The organism is Bacillus sp. D386 (genome assembly GCF_006346415.1).
This window is the reverse complement of sequence record NZ_VEMV01000001.1, coordinates 876,854-891,746: the sequence shown is the minus strand read 5'-3', so window position 1 is coordinate 891,746 and position 14,893 is coordinate 876,854. Positions and strand designations below refer to the sequence as shown.

21 protein-coding genes are annotated in these 14,893 nt (G+C 34.6%); 17 read left to right on the top strand and 4 right to left on the bottom strand.

All coding sequences use genetic code 11. The features are described from left to right. The first annotated feature begins 14 nt into the window (after window positions 1-14). From FHY45_RS04355 to FHY45_RS04325, 7 genes are all read left to right on the top strand, one after another. Entirely contained in the window at window positions 15-551 is a 537-nt protein-coding gene (locus FHY45_RS04355; protein WP_066101801.1) for a GNAT family N-acetyltransferase, read from the top strand. A 120-nt stretch (window positions 552-671) separates the two neighbouring features. Further along, window positions 672-1,391 (top strand): nucleotidyltransferase domain-containing protein, encoded by a 720-nt coding sequence (locus tag FHY45_RS04350; protein ID WP_139891487.1) that lies wholly within the window; start codon window positions 672-674, stop codon window positions 1,389-1,391. 85 nt (window positions 1,392-1,476) lie between these two features. Continuing rightward, the gene (locus tag FHY45_RS04345; protein WP_066101797.1) at window positions 1,477-1,914 is read left to right on the top strand and encodes a GNAT family N-acetyltransferase; all 438 of its coding nucleotides are present in this window, start codon (window positions 1,477-1,479) and stop codon (window positions 1,912-1,914) included. 45 nt (window positions 1,915-1,959) lie between these two features. Further along, window positions 1,960-2,496 (top strand): GNAT family N-acetyltransferase, encoded by a 537-nt coding sequence (locus FHY45_RS04340; protein WP_066101794.1) that lies wholly within the window; start codon window positions 1,960-1,962, stop codon window positions 2,494-2,496. Window positions 2,497-2,702: 206 nt separating this feature from the next. Continuing rightward, entirely contained in the window at window positions 2,703-3,596 is an 894-nt protein-coding gene (locus FHY45_RS04335) for a DMT family transporter (protein WP_066101791.1), read from the top strand. A gap of 79 nt (window positions 3,597-3,675) precedes the next feature. Continuing rightward, a complete protein-coding gene (locus FHY45_RS04330) occupies window positions 3,676-4,140 on the top strand; it encodes a GNAT family N-acetyltransferase (RefSeq protein WP_066101788.1) in 465 nt (154 codons plus the stop codon). 136 nt (window positions 4,141-4,276) lie between these two features. Then, window positions 4,277-5,116, top strand: coding sequence for a phosphotransferase family protein (locus FHY45_RS04325; protein ID WP_175354228.1), 840 nt, complete (start codon window positions 4,277-4,279; stop codon window positions 5,114-5,116). Between the two features lie 30 nt (window positions 5,117-5,146). On the opposite strand, the gene FHY45_RS04320 is transcribed toward FHY45_RS04325, so the two are convergent. Both FHY45_RS04320 and FHY45_RS20435 read right to left on the bottom strand, forming a co-directional pair. Then, a complete protein-coding gene (locus tag FHY45_RS04320; RefSeq protein WP_066101781.1) occupies window positions 5,147-5,428 on the bottom strand; it encodes a hypothetical protein in 282 nt (93 codons plus the stop codon). 35 nt (window positions 5,429-5,463) lie between these two features. After that, complete coding sequence (locus tag FHY45_RS20435; RefSeq protein WP_180349926.1) at window positions 5,464-5,601, bottom strand: hypothetical protein; 138 nt, start codon at window positions 5,599-5,601, stop codon at window positions 5,464-5,466. Between the two features lie 206 nt (window positions 5,602-5,807). On the opposite strand from FHY45_RS20435, the gene FHY45_RS04315 reads away from it, so the two are divergent. The 6 genes from FHY45_RS04315 to FHY45_RS04290 all read left to right on the top strand — a co-directional run bounded on the left by FHY45_RS04315 (window position 5,808) and on the right by FHY45_RS04290 (window position 9,921). Continuing rightward, entirely contained in the window at window positions 5,808-6,188 is a 381-nt protein-coding gene (locus tag FHY45_RS04315; protein ID WP_139891486.1) for a nuclear transport factor 2 family protein, read from the top strand. A 199-nt stretch (window positions 6,189-6,387) separates the two neighbouring features. Further along, complete coding sequence (locus FHY45_RS04310; protein WP_139891485.1) at window positions 6,388-7,290, top strand: alpha/beta fold hydrolase; 903 nt, start codon at window positions 6,388-6,390, stop codon at window positions 7,288-7,290. A 179-nt stretch (window positions 7,291-7,469) separates the two neighbouring features. Beyond that, entirely contained in the window at window positions 7,470-7,922 is a 453-nt protein-coding gene (locus FHY45_RS04305) for a MarR family winged helix-turn-helix transcriptional regulator (RefSeq protein ID WP_066101766.1), read from the top strand. Between the two features lie 24 nt (window positions 7,923-7,946). After that, window positions 7,947-8,465 (top strand): spermidine/spermine N(1)-acetyltransferase, encoded by a 519-nt coding sequence (gene paiA / locus FHY45_RS04300; RefSeq protein WP_066101763.1) that lies wholly within the window; start codon window positions 7,947-7,949, stop codon window positions 8,463-8,465. A 51-nt stretch (window positions 8,466-8,516) separates the two neighbouring features. Beyond that, window positions 8,517-9,227, top strand: a complete 711-nt coding sequence (locus FHY45_RS04295) for a B3/B4 domain-containing protein (protein WP_139891484.1) — start codon at window positions 8,517-8,519, stop codon at window positions 9,225-9,227. A gap of 79 nt (window positions 9,228-9,306) precedes the next feature. After that, complete coding sequence (locus FHY45_RS04290; protein WP_139891483.1) at window positions 9,307-9,921, top strand: FMN-binding negative transcriptional regulator; 615 nt, start codon at window positions 9,307-9,309, stop codon at window positions 9,919-9,921. A 114-nt stretch (window positions 9,922-10,035) separates the two neighbouring features. On the opposite strand, the gene FHY45_RS04285 is transcribed toward FHY45_RS04290, so the two are convergent. Together FHY45_RS04285 and FHY45_RS04280 are read right to left on the bottom strand one after the other, a co-directional pair. Continuing rightward, on the bottom strand, window positions 10,036-10,311 hold the full coding sequence (locus FHY45_RS04285) for a hypothetical protein (RefSeq protein WP_139891482.1): 276 nt from the start codon (window positions 10,309-10,311) through the stop codon (window positions 10,036-10,038). Window positions 10,312-10,404: 93 nt separating this feature from the next. Then, a complete protein-coding gene (locus FHY45_RS04280) occupies window positions 10,405-10,722 on the bottom strand; it encodes a hypothetical protein (protein ID WP_139063794.1) in 318 nt (105 codons plus the stop codon). Window positions 10,723-10,993: 271 nt separating this feature from the next. Here FHY45_RS04280 and FHY45_RS04275 point away from each other — a divergent pair, with 271 nt between their 5' ends. The 4 genes from FHY45_RS04275 to FHY45_RS04260 all read left to right on the top strand — a co-directional run bounded on the left by FHY45_RS04275 (window position 10,994) and on the right by FHY45_RS04260 (window position 14,810). Further along, window positions 10,994-11,449 carry a GNAT family N-acetyltransferase gene (locus FHY45_RS04275; RefSeq protein ID WP_306821539.1) on the top strand — a complete coding sequence of 152 codons (456 nt, stop codon included), beginning with the start codon at window positions 10,994-10,996 and terminating at the stop codon, window positions 11,447-11,449. 97 nt (window positions 11,450-11,546) lie between these two features. Continuing rightward, window positions 11,547-12,050, top strand: coding sequence for a GNAT family N-acetyltransferase (locus FHY45_RS04270; protein ID WP_066101750.1), 504 nt, complete (start codon window positions 11,547-11,549; stop codon window positions 12,048-12,050). 285 nt (window positions 12,051-12,335) lie between these two features. After that, entirely contained in the window at window positions 12,336-13,523 is a 1,188-nt protein-coding gene (locus FHY45_RS04265; RefSeq protein ID WP_225983657.1) for an MFS transporter, read from the top strand. A gap of 408 nt (window positions 13,524-13,931) precedes the next feature. Beyond that, a complete protein-coding gene (locus FHY45_RS04260; RefSeq protein WP_139891480.1) occupies window positions 13,932-14,810 on the top strand; it encodes an SMP-30/gluconolactonase/LRE family protein in 879 nt (292 codons plus the stop codon). Window positions 14,811-14,893 lie beyond the last annotated feature (83 nt).

The window sequence follows — 14,893 nt, the reverse complement described above, 5'->3', positions numbered from 1 at the left end:
GCTCAATTATACATATGTATAAGAATCATGAGTTAATTATTCGGCCAATCAGAGAAGAAGATTTATATTCTTTATGGGAATTAGTTTATAAAGAAGAATCTCCTGAATGGAAAAAGTGGGATGCCCCCTATTTTGAACATAAGTCTATATCCTATGATGATTACTTGAAGAAAAGGGATAAGATTATCAATCAAGATTACTACTGGGGAATAGAAGTAGATGGAAAAATAATTGGTACAGTCAGTTATTACTGGGAGCATGAGCCGTCAAAGTGGCTAGAAATGGGCATTGGTATATATAATCCTCAATATTGGAATGGGGGATATGGTACGAGAGCTTTAAAATTATGGATTGACCATTTATTTAAAACGATGCCTTTAGTTCGTGTAGGGTACACAACCTGGTCTGGTAATCAGCGAATGATCAAAGTTGGAGAAAAATTAGGTATGCAAATGGAAGCAAGGTTAAGAAAATGCCGTTTCTATGATAACGAATATTACGATTCAATTAGAATGGGCTTATTGCGAGAAGAATGGGAAACTATTAAATAAAATCAAGAGCTGTCAACCAGTTCTTTTTTGTTTTCGATAAAGCTTTGGTTTTTGGAAGGTATTTCATATCTCAATGTAGAATCAAATAATTGAGAAATTTGTCGAATCAGAGGTGAGTCAATGGGTGCATTTAATAAAATAAGTCCAATTGAAGCCGGGCAACGGTTTATTAAAATTTATTTTCCAAACTGTCAGGGTGCTCTATTGGCAGGGAGCGTTGTTCGGGGTGAAGCAACTGAAACATCTGACTTGGATATCGTTATTTTCGATAAAAATATCAGTTCATCCTATCGAGAGTCATTAGTTGAATTTGGATGGCCTATTGAAATGTTCGTATATAATTTAACCTCTTATAAACTGTTTGTTGAAAGTGACTGTGAAAGGGCAAGACCTTCACTGTCAAGAATGATTTCTGAAGGGATAATCTTAAAAGATTGCGGAATAATCGATTCGATTAAAAAAGAGGCTAAAGAAATACTGGCTAAAGGTCCAGAAGAATGGACAGCCGAAATAATCAATACGAAGCGTTATTTTATTACGGATGCACTCGATGATTTTAAAGGCTGTACGAATCGGGCAGAGGAACTCTTTATAGCCAATACACTTGCTGAATTGGTAAGTGAATTTATCTTAAGAGCAAACCGTCAATGGATTGGCACATCAAAATGGGTAGTTCGTTCTCTCAAGCAATATGATGAATTATTTGCAAACCAATTTGTAGAAGCATTTGATTGTTTTTATAAGACAGGAGAAAAGGATCAAGTAATCCATTTAGTTGAAAATATATTAGAACCTTTTGGAGGGGAGTTATTCCATGGCTTTTTACTGGGGGAAAAATAAAGGAAGTCGGAATTACTAAAGAATAGAGTAGAACAGGCAAATTGCAAGATAAAATGACTAAATATTCAGAAATAAGAGGTGGATTATGGATCCGTTCACGATTAAAGAAATTAAATCAGTAAATGAAATAGTTGAAGCATTCCCTGTGATGAAGCAGCTGCGTACTCATCTCGATGAAAACTCCTATCTTGAACTCGTCTTGGATGCACAAGAAAGCGATAGATACAAAATGTTTGCTTTGGTTGATGCGGGTGAAATAGTTGCGGTAATTGGTTTTAAAACGATGATCACTCTTTATTATGGACGATTTGTTTGGGTATGTGATTTGGTTACGGATATAAATAAACGTTCCAAAGGATATGGTGAACAATTACTTACATATGTTCATCAATGGGCTAAGGAAAACAATTATGAAACGATATCCTTATCATCAGGATTGCAGCGTAAAGATACCCATCGTTTTTATGAAGAGCGGATGAACTATGACAAAGTAAGTTATGTATTTAAGAAGTCTTTAAATTAGAGATGTTCTATATATCTAGACCAGTATTAAGGGGAGGTGGTAATCATGATAGAACTAAAGTATTTTGAACGCTCTGATTTTAAACAGCTTATCAATTGGATTGATTCGCCTGCATTTTTACTTCAATGGGGTGGCCCTGGGTTTAACTATCCCTTGAATGATACTCAATTAGAAAAGTACATGGAGAATGCCAATCATGCTAACTCAGAAGCTCTGATTTATAAAGTGGTTGATCAAGAAACAGGCAACGTTATTGGACATATCTCTTTGGGGAGAATTGATAGAAAAAACGAATCTGCAAGAGTTGGAAAAGTCCTAATCGGTGATAAAAACACAAGAGGTAAAGGGATCGGTCAGCAAATGATTAAAGAAATACTTAAAATCGCATTTGAAGAACTTCACTTACATAGGGTTAGTCTTGGAGTATTTGACTTTAATGACTCTGCCATTGATTGTTACGAAAAGGCAGGATTTGTAAAAGAGGGTTTACATAGAGATGCAAGTAAAAATGGCGATGAATACTGGAGTTTATGGGAAATGAGTATTTTAGAAAATGAATGGCTGGAGATTAAAAACGTATAGTAGAAGAGATAGTTTATACTTTAGATGAATACAAAATGGCAATTTGTGGTGTAATCGGTAATGAGATTGTAATTAAATCTATTAGAAAATGACCAACCAGCTGTTCATTCATAAGTTGAGGAATGAGCAGTCAAAAAAGTCATACCTCGTCTTAGCTGAAGATGATTTTTAATAATCCTATTTTTGTAGACGGAGGTATTTTCAAAATGAAACAAAGTTTACTCGGAGCTGTTTGTTTATCCTTGGCCGCCAGTTTGTGGGGCGGTATGTACGTAGTGAGCAAATATGTTTTGGATTTTATTCCGCCATTGACGCTAGTATGGCTAAGGTATGTAGTTGCATTTGTTGTTTTGTACGCTATTTTAAAGACCATTCAAGTCAAAAGTAAAACTCGTGAAACGATACAGATGAAAGATTGGCTGCTGCTGGGGTGGATTGGGTTTATAGGTTACTTTGTATCAATTGCTTTTCAATTCATTGGTACTAAATTATCCGATGCCCATACGGGATCTTTAATAACATCAGCTACACCAGCTTTTATGGTTGTTTTTGCAACGCTTATTCTGAAGGAAAAGCTAACGGGCAGAAAAGTTATCTCGGTCATACTCGCATCAATCGGAGTCACCATTGTTATTGGATGGGATACAAAGGCTGGAGATTATTTTTTAGGTAGCATGATATTAGTGGGAGCTGCCATTACCTGGGCTTTATTATCCGTCTATGTAAAAATTGCCTCTGCGCGTTTTACGTCATTAACAATCACTACCTATGCGGTCATGTTTGCGCTTGTGTTTACAACACCTGTAATGATATGGGAACTTCAATCAAATGCTGCTGACTATGATAGTGCTTTAGTTATCATGGGGGTTATCTATCTGGGGGTAGTTTCAACTGCGGGAGCGTTTTTCCTTTGGAACAAAGGATTAGAAATGATGGATGCAGGAATCGGCTCATTATTTTTCTTTTTTCAGCCACTGGTTGGTTCTTTCTTAGGGTGGCTCATACTAAATGAAAAGTTGGGCATTAATTTCTTTGTAGGTGCCATTTTAATTATTGCTGGTGTTGTAATAGTTACTTTTCAAAAGGAAAAACAGGTGTAAATTCTTTCAAGAGGGCAAGTTATCTTGCTTTCTTTTTTACAGCTAAGGTGAATAAAAATAATGAGGAGTGAAAGATAGAATGTCATTTGAAATATATAGTATGGCACAAGAACAAGCAGAAACAATTGCTTTCACCTGGCATTATGATAGTGAATATTCTTTTTATGATTTGGAAGCGGATAAAGATGATTTAGAGGAATTTTTAGATGTTGATAAACGAGGTAACTCTATGTTCGCTGTATCAAAAGATGAAGAATTAATAGCTTTCTTGAGTATTCACAGAATTGACGATAACACGGTTGATATCGGTTTAGGGATGAGGCCTGATTTAACTGGAAAAGGGATGGGATTAGAATTTTTAAAGGAAGGTATGGAGTTTATTAAATTTGAAGCGAACCCTCAAAAAATCACCTTATCAGTTGCTACATTTAATCAAAGAGCAATTAATGTATATAGAAAAGTTGGATTTAAAGATGTTGAGATTTTTATGCAAGATACAAATGGCAGCACTTTCGAGTTTTTAAAGATGGAATACATATGTTAAATTTTGTTGTTTTATATTGAGAAACGAGTATCGTAAAGAGCGTTGTCTTTGAGCTTTCAGATAGAGTAAGTTCGATGAGGAGGAGATTTTTATTATAAAACGTATCATTGAACATTTTGGATTGCAGGTAATATCAATGAATGAAGTTGAAGATTCCTTTAGTTCAAACGTCTATAAATGTGAGTTGCTTAGGGGAGCGACGGTTTTTATTAAAATTCCTTATACAAAGTTAAAGTTTCAGCGGGAATTGGAAGCTTATGAGATTTTAAAAGGAAGAATTGCGATTCCTGATATGCTAGATTGTTGGTTTGGAGATGAGGAGTGCCCTAGTGCTTTTTTGCTTTCCGAATTAAAAGGACAACCTTTAACACCTGTGGCTTCACCCAAAGCAGTATATCATGTTGGAGTTATACATGCTTCAATGCATTCTATTCAGCTGCCGATAACGAACGAGTTGATTGCCATACAAAATGAATTCCCGAATTGGTCCGACTTTCTTGAATCAAAATTCTATAGTTTTGCTGTGGATGTAAGAGATGTATTGGATGAACATTTATATGAACAGGCTATAGAAAAGTTTGAAATCATGAAACGGCAACTCCCTGCCCCAGACGGACCAAGCTTAGTACATATGGATTTTCGCCCCGCCAATATTATAGTGGACGACAATCAAGTCTCAGGAATCATCGATTTTGAATCCGTACGATTTGGTTCAACAGAAATCGATTTCACTAAAATTTATCGTGATATTTTAAGCTGCGATCATACCCTCTACCAGGCATATAAAGAGGGCTATAAAAGTATCCGACCTTTAATTGATTTAGATATTGTATTGCCCTTTTATCGATTTACAGATGCCTTCAATAGCATTGGGTGGTGTAAGAAGCGTGGAATGGAAAAAAACGCTGCATTTCTTGAAGAAAATTTAGCGATTTTGAAAAAACTTTTACCATCAAATAGAAGTGAAGGTAAGTAATAAAAAGCTGCCCTATGGACAGCTTTGCTTTTACCGAAGTACATCTCCCTCATTATTAAAAAACGTAGAGCCAGTAGAGGTATGTCCATTAATCCATTCCTGTGAGATTTTTGATACATTAGCCCAATTAGGGATTTTTGCATTATGCTCTGCGATCCAGCTTAAGCAATATTGGGGATCGATATTTTCTTCATAGCATTGGGTTAAAAAAGTCTGGATATTGGTTTCTGTACAATTTTCAAAGGAGCCGCAGGTATGAGATAAAATTTGCTCCATTTTTATTTGAATAGAATCCTTGCTAGAGTTAGTCATCCAATTGCTCCTTTCATTTGGCTGATATCATTAGATCACTCATCATTCGTCTTGATATTTGAACCGTGACGGCTATTTACAGTGGGTATATGTTTTAAGGGAGTATCACCGTTTTTTGATGTCGTTTCCTGATTTCGTACCCGGAATTTAGATTGATCTTGATTATTCTTCATTTACTCTCACCTCCATTGTCTAACATTTGAAGAAATACAGAAAAATATTCAATTTCAAGCGCAAAATGTTAAGATACCTCACCAGAAATGAGAATGCTACACCTAATTTGAAAATAAATATTAGATAGTAAAAACACAATTAGTAGATAAAGGGCTATAAAATAAGCGGATTAAAATAATAATGCGTTAGTAAAGGGACTGATTAAATGGATGTGAAATTAAAGGAACAATTAAAGGAATTAGAAGAAAGCCATATTGGATTTGAAGTTCGTAAAAGTCGGGACAAGCTGGATAACATACTGGCAGACGATTTCTTTGAGATTGGCAGTTCAGGGTTTATGTTTGATAAAAAAGCCTGTCTGGAAGATGGAGTGGTTTTAACTGAGATGTCACTCTATAACTATAATATTTATCCGTTAGCGCAAGATGTTGTTTTATCTACTTATTTCATTGTTGATAAAACTCGAAATCGTAACACCTATCGAAGTTCAATATGGAAATTGATTGGTGGCAGATGGCAATTATATTTTCATCAAGGCACTATCTCACCTTTACAATTAAATGAGGTTCTTAAAAATTCTAATTGAATTAGGATAGTTTCGTCTCAATAGAATAGCTTAGCTATTTCTCTTTAAATAAAAGGATTTTTAAAAACTTGATTGGAGGTAAATTGTGAGGTACTGTAATATGCCGTTTCATTAACACTGTATTCTATGCTTCTCCGCAAGAGCTCCTCCTATATAGGAAGTGGACAATCCAATCATTAAATATAAGGAGGATAACTAAATGGAGAATGGACAATTAATTGATATTAAAGGGAAAAAGATATATGTGGAAATTAGCCATAAAAAATGTGATAAAGCGATTTTATATTTACACGGAGGCCCCGGAGAAGGCTGCTTCTATTTTACCTATCACCAAAAGACTCGTTTAGGAGATAAATTTAAACTAATAGCATTTGATCAAAGAGGGGTATGCAGGTCTGAAGGCATAAGTAATGGAGAAGCATTTAGTCTTGATGATTTGGTTGACGATTGTGAGGGAATTCGGCAATTCCTTGGAATAAAGAAGTGGTCTATAATAGGTCATTCTTTTGGAGGTTACCTGGCAGTACTTTATGCATCACGGTATCCTAACTCCATAGAAAAAGTGATTTTTGAAGGACCAACATTTGATTTTGGACTAACAGCTAAAGCGCTTCTTAAAAAAACGGCTAGTTTATTTGAAAAATATAAGATGGTCGAGAATGAATTAAAGTGTATAAAACTTTATAATGACGCCACTCTTTCACCACGAGAACTGGTAGAGGGATATATGGAGATTGGTGAATTTCTAGAAGAAAATAGGATGGAAATCTATACTCATAATTTTAATAATCCAACTGATACAGGCGTATATTCAGATGGTCAGTGGGGTAACTTCTATAATAAATCAGCAATCCATTTCGACCGCTTAAGAGATGAAGGAAAGATATTTGAGTCAGTTTTTCCTTTGTTGAAAAAAATCAATATCCCCTGTCTCTTAATTTTAGGAGAGCATGATGCTGTGACCTGCCCGATTCAAGTTCAAACGTATATAACCGAGGTTAAACAAGGTGAAATATATACGGTGAAATATAGCGGGCATACACCTCATTATGAAGCTGCAGATGAATTCTGTGATGTGGTAACAGACTATCTAACAAAATAAGATGTAATGAAAAGGCTGCTAAATTGAAGGTGAACCCAAAAGTTGACTTTTGACTCTAACTTTTAGGGCGTACATCAATTGCAGTCTTTTTATCATGCTTTTTGTTGCATATACAACAAAATATACTATAATAAAAGTAATAGCATAATTTAAGTGCTTAAAGTAATGGAGATGTATTTATGAAGGAAATTCTACGGGAAATAGGCATGATTGCCAGGGCTTTAGATTCGATTAGTAATATAGAATTTAAGGAATATGACCTTACTAAAGGGCAATATTTGTACCTGGTCCGCATTTGTGAGAATCCTGGTATCATTCAAGAGAAGTTAGCTGAGATGATAAAAGTGGATCGAACCACGGCTGCACGAGCTATAAAAAAACTTGAACTGAATGGTTTTATTGAAAAGAAAGCTGATCATCAAAACAAAAAAATAAAAAAGCTCTTTCCAACGGAAAAAGGGGCAAAGGTTTACCCATTTATAAAACGAGAGAATGATTATTCTAATAAAGTAGCATTAGCTGGATTATCTGAAACAGAGATAGATATTATTTTTGATCTCCTTCAAAGAGTTAGAAAAAATATTGAAGTAGATTGGGAATTTGTGAAAAAAGGAAATAAGAGAACGTATTGATTACATAAAGGAGACATCCATAAAATGAATGTAAATATACAAAAGTGCAATCATGAAGATATACAGATCCTCCAAGAAATTAGTATTCAGACATTCACTGATACATTTAAGGATCAGAATTCGCCTGAAAATTTAAAGGCCTATTTAGAAAGGGCATTTAATCGCGAACAGTTAGAGACGGAATTATCCAATGCTTCCTCTGAATTTTATTTCATCTATTTCTGTGAAGAACTCGCAGGCTATTTAAAGGTCAATTTCAATGATGCTCAAACTGAAAGAATAGCTGATGAGGCACTAGAAATTGAGCGGATTTATATAAAGTCAAAATTTAAAAGAAGCGGATTGGGCAACTATCTGATGGATAAGGCAGAGGAAATAGCCATTGGACAAAAGAAGAAGCTTATGTGGCTGGGCGTTTGGGAAAAGAATGAGATTGCTCTTAATTTTTATAAAAAAAGAGGATTTGTTCAAATAGGAGCTCACTCCTTCTATATGGGTGATGAAGAACAAGTCGACTTTATCATGAGTAAATCATTGATATAACTATTTATAGATCCTTTCATGATTAAAAACGATGAAGTGGAGTGTTGTGTGATGGTGAAATTTATTGTCGATACTGAATTTTGGGATGTTTTCCCGGATGCTCAAATTAATATGTTAATTGTTAGAAATATTAATAATCGAGGTTCGGAAGAAAACCATGATGATTTCTCTGAACTACTTAACAGAGCGGCTAAGGAGGCTAATCAGTTTCTGACAGAAGATACATTTAGCCAAAATCAAGTTGTTGATGAATGGCGTAAAGCATTTGGCAAATTTAAAACGAAAAAGGGTACTCGTTCATCGATTGAAGCATTGCTAAAGAGAGCCAATCAAGGTAGAGAGTTTACACCAATTAATCCTTTGGTGGACATCTATAATAGTGTTTCTCTAAAATATGCTGTTCCCTGTGGCGGAGAAGATTTAAATTGTATCACTGGGGACTTACGTCTTGGGAAAGCAAAAGGAGGAGAACCATTCTTGCCACTTGGTGCTGATCAAGATTCCCCTGCTTTACCGGAGGAAATCATCTATTATGATCAGGACGGAGCTATTTGCAGATGCTTAAACTGGAGAGAAGCTCAAAGAACGATGCTAACTGATGACACAACGGATGCTGTCTTATTCATTGAATCCATTAACAAAGAACAAGCTGAACGTGCTAATCAAGCCATGAATGAATTGAAGCAATTGATTGATTCCTATTTCAACACTATAAGTACGGATATGATATTGACGGCAAAAGATTCAGCTTTTGAATTTTAATATTTTTACATATTTTGAATCATATCTTTTTAACTCTTCTTTGTTCTTTTCTTAGACGAACTTAAGGAGGAATATCACAATGTTCATGCCTGAGTGCTTTACTATCGATGACGAGGAAACCATTTATGATTTTATTGAAGAATACAGCTTCGCTACTCTTTTTTCACAGCATAACGGCGAACCATATGCTACGCATTTACCCCTATTATTAGATAGAGATCAATTTGCTTTATATGGCCATATGGCACGTGCAAACAAACAGTGGGAAGAAGTAGGAAACCAGCAGGTCCTTGCTGTTTTCCATGGCCCTCATTGTTATATTTCTCCTACTTATTATAAAACGACTAAGGCAGTACCTACTTGGGATTATGTATCTATTCATGTATATGGAAAAATGGAGATTGTGAGTGAAAAGAATGTCATCCATCATACCTTAAATAGCCTGGTTAATAAGTATGAAAAGGCAGATAGCTCATACCATTATCTAGACTTAGATTCCAGTACGGTTGAAGGTATGATCAGAGAGCTTGTTGCCTTTAAGATTAAGATTTCTAAAATAGAGGCACAGGCTAAGCTGAGTCAAAATCATCCTGTGGAGAGACAAGAGTTAATTATTAAACATTTGGAAAACAATCCGGATCAAAATGATAAACAAATCGCAGCTTTAATAAAGAGAAATTTAATTAACAATTGACTGAAGGTAATAGTGGGAAAATTTGATTTTCTTAGAGAGCATTAGTCCATATGGATTAATGCTTTTTATTTGGACAAAAGATTTCTCTTATTAATAATGGATTTGATAGGATCTTTAATTTTTGGTTCTAATATAAGCTACAATAATTGCTGATAGGAACAAGGAAATACTAGGAAATATGATGTTCCATTTTGAAAATGAAATATCAGGATATTGATAATAGTATTTAGAATGCCAAACTTCAAAGATCAGGTTGGCTATTAAAGTCACTAGCGGGCCAATAAAAATTTTATTGGTTATGGCTGAGACTAATACGCCTAATCCAATCACAATGGTTGGGACAATAACTAGCTGCAATAAAAAAGGATCCATAGTGTCAAGAAAACTCATATTTATATTCTCCTCAAGACAACGGTGTATATGAATCTCATAAACGCTAAGAATAGATTGTATTAGGTAAAGAGATACAAATATACAATAGAATTATAAATAAATGAAAATCGTTACAATAAGTGAGGTTAAAAAGTATGCAAGAGAGCCAAAGAAAACATAGGAAGGATTAAACTTACTTTGAGTTCCTTCTGGTCGTAGGCCAGTACTGCCTTGAATTTGAACATCAAGACTGCGACTTGTGTAGCCGCCAGTTGAAGTAAAAAAATAAATAATTATTGTAGAAAAGAAGCCAACAAACACACTGTAATCAAAGAAAGAAGCATCAAGCGATGAGGTTAATGCAAAGTTAATAATTCCAATGATTAAAAAGGTACCTATAAAAATAATATATTTTCTGATTATATTCACCTCCATAATTTAATTATATATTATTTGGGAAATTATGTTACTTCATACTTTCTACAGTATGTAAACAAATAGTAATAATATGAAGTTTAAGGCTGAATGATTCAATTTTGTTGCTTGAGGTTAATATAGGTTCAAATAGATGGCTAGAGACACTAATTCAACACTTAGGAGTGTGTTGAGTTAGTGTCTTTTTGTTTGTTTGCAGGAAGGATTTTTATGTGATTTATATATCTAATGGTCCAGGTTAATACAAGAAGGATATTGCGTGTAATTGAAGAATTATTTAATCATCACACATTTGAAGGATAATGATATGAAAGAAATTAATACCGAAAAAATCCATCCATTAATACGGAATCTTCTTTCCTATGCGACATCAGAATTTAGGATTGACGAGGAATACAATAAATATTTAAAATCTCCAAATCGAAAATTATTTGGTTTAGAATGCAATGGGAAATATGTTGGGTGCATAGGATTTGAAATGATTAGTCCAAAAGAATGTGTCATTTCACATATTGCTGTATTTCCGGAACAAAGAGAAAAAGGGATTGGCAGCAAAATGATAAATTTCCTGTCCAATCAATTCTGTCTTATCTCTGCTGAAACGGATAAGGATGGGGTGGATTTTTATCGTAAATATGGCTTCATGATAACAAGTTTAGGAGAAAAATATCCGGGTGTGGAACGATTTCAATGTGAATTTAGAAATGAAAGTATTTGTTAAACTTGCTTGGTATGAATCTAAGAGAGATTGATAATTTTTTTGAAATGAACGAAAAGGAACCGCAATGTTCCCATAAGTTACAATTGAAGAGGAGTTTATGATGGAAACACTATCAGACCGTTTATTGCTGAGACCATATAATAATCATGATTTAGATTTTCTTGAATCACTTTTAACGAATCCTAATATTGTGCGATATATAGGAAACGGACAAATAAGAGATCAAGAAGGAATTCAAAAATTTTTGAATTGGATTATTGATACATATGCCATTAATCCTAATTATGGATTGAAGCTCATTTTAGAAAAAGAAAGCAACAACAGAATAGGTCATGCAGGATTGGTACCCCAATTGATAGATGGAAAAAAAGAGATTGAAATTGGTTACTGGATTTCACAGGAATATTGGGGTAGGGGATTTGCAACTGAAGCAGCCAGAGGGGTAATGGAATATGGGAAGAATAAGCTGAAGCTTGAAAAAATGATTGCCCTTATTCAAAAAGACAACACTGCCTCTCAAAAAGTTGCTCAAAAGATTGGTATGCGAATAGAAAAAGAACTACTATTAAATGGAAAAGATGTTTTTGTGTACTATTGCTAATTTTCTTTTTTGGTCTGAAGCCGATGCAGATTTTATTGTGGATGATTTATCTGAAATTCCTGTGATTATTAAAAAGATGAACAATGTGTATTGTTGATTCAACATGAATTTAGTGCATAGGTTAATAAATGAAGATATATTATTTTAACGATATGTAGTTAACTACTATCAGGTTCTGATTAAAGATAGAGAACAATGGTGAGACACGCTATATTGATACCAGACTAAATCAGGCGCTCACTGTGCTAAAACTTTATACATAAGCGAATAATGGAGGACTGCTTTTTGCGGAAGATAATTTTTATATTTATCATCTATGCCACTTATATTAGTTTAGGGTTACCCGATCCCCTTTTAGGGATAGCTTGGCCTGAGATGGTGGGAGAATTTAATGTAGCACATAGTGCGGCAGGCTTAATCTCAATGACTATTGCAATTTGTACGGTTATTTCTAGCTTGTCGACTATGCGAATTAATAAAAAAATCGGAACGGGAAGACTAGTTCTAGGTAGTGTATTGCTTACTGTGATTGGATTGATAGGGTTTGCGTTTACACAAAATTTCTTATTATTAATTGTCTGTGCATTACCTTTAGGTTTTGGAGCTGGCGCTATTGACACCTCTGTAAATGACTACGTGGCTGCTAACTTCAAAGCACATCATATGAATTGGTTACATGCTTTTTGGGGAGTAGGAGCAACTCTCGGCCCAGTTATTATGGGTGTCGTTTTAAATAATCAATTTTCCTGGAGAAACGGTTATTTTATTATTGGCGGTATTCAAATTGTATTAGCTATTATTCTCTTCCTATCTATTCCTCTCTGGAAGACAAATCAACAAAAGGGATCCGAAAAGTCTGAAGAGAGTCCAGTGTCCAATGGCTCGGTTTTGAAAGAAAAGGGAGTTGTTTTTGCGCTATTATCTTTTGTATTTTATGTTGGTTTAGAAGGTACAATATTTTTGTGGGGAAGTAGTTATTTAATAGAAATGAAGTCATTATCAGTAGCTACTGCTAGTTTCATAATATCAGTATTCTTTGCAAGTTTAACCATGGGAAGGTTTATTTCTGGTTTTATTACGTTTTGGCTATCTAATCAGAAATTGTTACTGTTTAGCGAAATTGCACTACTCATAGGAATTATTACGGTTGCTTTTGGAACAGGCAGCGTTTTGTACGGTGGATTCATATTAATTGGTCTTGGATGTGCGGCAATTTTTCCAACCATGATACATGAAACTCCAAGAAGGTTTGGGAAAAGGAGTGCAAGTGCAATTATTGGGCTTCAAGTAGCTTTTGGCTCTGTTGGGGTAACCATTTTACCTCCGTTAGTAGGAATCCTGTTTCAGAATTATACAATGAATCTATTTCCGGTCGTTTTAGTAATTTTTGCTCTTACGTTACTTGGGGCAACCATTATTATTGAAAAGAGGAAAAGAGCAACTGAGTTTGATACTTTATCTAAACAGTTGTAAAAAACTCTGGGGTGTATGAGTGCTTACTGATCTGAACATTAAGGAGAATCTTTACAACCTTGCGGGGTTATCATTTCTTTTGATTTACTTACAGAAAGTCCAAGCAACTTTTACCTTTTAAAGAATTATAAAGAAACAGGATTAATCATCATGACAAACACAGATATAGGTGTCCGCCAGCTGAAAGGAATTATTGGAGAAGTATTTCATTCATTCAATTTCAAGCTCTGAAGGAGATACCCAAAATAGGCACAGATTTCATCTTTAAATGAATGAAATCCGGGCCTATTTTTATTGCCGGGCCAATTTCTAGTTAGTAAAATGAGCCAGTTTAGCGAAAGAAGGATTACTTCTTATCGTTATAGAATAAAGGACATAGAGAAAATAATACTAAACGAGGTGTTTGGCTTGGTAGGAGTTTTAGAATTGGTTCTAGATGTAAAAGCGACACTGGGAGAAGGTCCATGCTGGGATAGGCAAAGACAATTGTTATATTGGATTGATATTTTAGAAAAAAAGATATACATCTTTAATCCAAATACAAATGAAAACCACGGAATTCAGTTAGAACAATATATTGGGGCAATAGTACCTCGAAATATAGACGAAGCAGTAGTGGCATTAGAAAATGGTTTTTATTTTTTGAATTACTCCACGGAAAAAGTAACCCTGATAAATGAACCGGAGAGTCACTTGATTAATAATCGGTTTAATGATGGAAAATGTGATGCTTATGGACGCTTTTGGGCAGGTACAATGGACAAATCTTATATTAAAGAACAAGGTTCCCTTTATTGCTTAGATACAAATAGAAAAGTAGAGAAGAAGCTGAGTAAGATTGGCTTATCCAATGGCATGGCATGGTCACCTGATAATAAATTTATGTATCACATAGATACTCTATCTAAAAAGGTTAGTTGTTTTAATTTTAATCTTGTTACGGGTGATATTGAAAATCCCGTGGAAATTATCAGTTTCAAAGAAGAAGAAGGAATGCCTGATGGTATGACTATAGATGAAGAAGGAATGTTGTGGATTGCCCATTGGGGTGGTTCAAAAGTATCTAGGTGGAACCCTAAAACAGGTGAACAGATAGGCTCCATAGAGGTCCCAGCACTAAATGTTACATCTTGTACTTTCGGAGGAAAAGATTTAAATGAATTATATATAACTACAGCAAAATCGGGACTTAGTGAAGAACAACTTAAGAATTACCCATTATCAGGAGGACTTTTCAGGATCAAAATGGATGTAAAGGGAAGTCCATCTTATTCGTTTAAAGGGTAATAAACCTGATTGTTGAAAGAACATCTCTAGGCTGTTTTTTTATAAATATAAAAAGGGTGAGAATCGATGATAGGATTCTAACC

Coding starts and splice junctions, on each gene's coding strand:
- FHY45_RS04355 (WP_066101801.1), top strand. CDS start 15: ATGTATAAGAATCATGAGTTAATTATTCGGCCAATCAGAGAAGAAGAT.
- FHY45_RS04350 (WP_139891487.1), top strand. CDS start 672: ATGGGTGCATTTAATAAAATAAGTCCAATTGAAGCCGGGCAACGGTTT.
- FHY45_RS04345 (WP_066101797.1), top strand. CDS start 1,477: ATGGATCCGTTCACGATTAAAGAAATTAAATCAGTAAATGAAATAGTT.
- FHY45_RS04340 (WP_066101794.1), top strand. CDS start 1,960: ATGATAGAACTAAAGTATTTTGAACGCTCTGATTTTAAACAGCTTATC.
- FHY45_RS04335 (WP_066101791.1), top strand. CDS start 2,703: ATGAAACAAAGTTTACTCGGAGCTGTTTGTTTATCCTTGGCCGCCAGT.
- FHY45_RS04330 (WP_066101788.1), top strand. CDS start 3,676: ATGTCATTTGAAATATATAGTATGGCACAAGAACAAGCAGAAACAATT.
- FHY45_RS04325 (WP_175354228.1), top strand. CDS start 4,277: ATGAATGAAGTTGAAGATTCCTTTAGTTCAAACGTCTATAAATGTGAG.
- FHY45_RS04320 (WP_066101781.1), bottom strand. CDS start 5,428: ATGACTAACTCTAGCAAGGATTCTATTCAAATAAAAATGGAGCAAATT.
- FHY45_RS20435 (WP_180349926.1), bottom strand. CDS start 5,601: ATGAAGAATAATCAAGATCAATCTAAATTCCGGGTACGAAATCAGGAA.
- FHY45_RS04315 (WP_139891486.1), top strand. CDS start 5,808: ATGGATGTGAAATTAAAGGAACAATTAAAGGAATTAGAAGAAAGCCAT.
- FHY45_RS04310 (WP_139891485.1), top strand. CDS start 6,388: ATGGAGAATGGACAATTAATTGATATTAAAGGGAAAAAGATATATGTG.
- FHY45_RS04305 (WP_066101766.1), top strand. CDS start 7,470: ATGAAGGAAATTCTACGGGAAATAGGCATGATTGCCAGGGCTTTAGAT.
- paiA (WP_066101763.1), top strand. CDS start 7,947: ATGAATGTAAATATACAAAAGTGCAATCATGAAGATATACAGATCCTC.
- FHY45_RS04295 (WP_139891484.1), top strand. CDS start 8,517: ATGGTGAAATTTATTGTCGATACTGAATTTTGGGATGTTTTCCCGGAT.
- FHY45_RS04290 (WP_139891483.1), top strand. CDS start 9,307: ATGTTCATGCCTGAGTGCTTTACTATCGATGACGAGGAAACCATTTAT.
- FHY45_RS04285 (WP_139891482.1), bottom strand. CDS start 10,311: ATGAGTTTTCTTGACACTATGGATCCTTTTTTATTGCAGCTAGTTATT.
- FHY45_RS04270 (WP_066101750.1), top strand. CDS start 11,547: ATGATGGAAACACTATCAGACCGTTTATTGCTGAGACCATATAATAAT.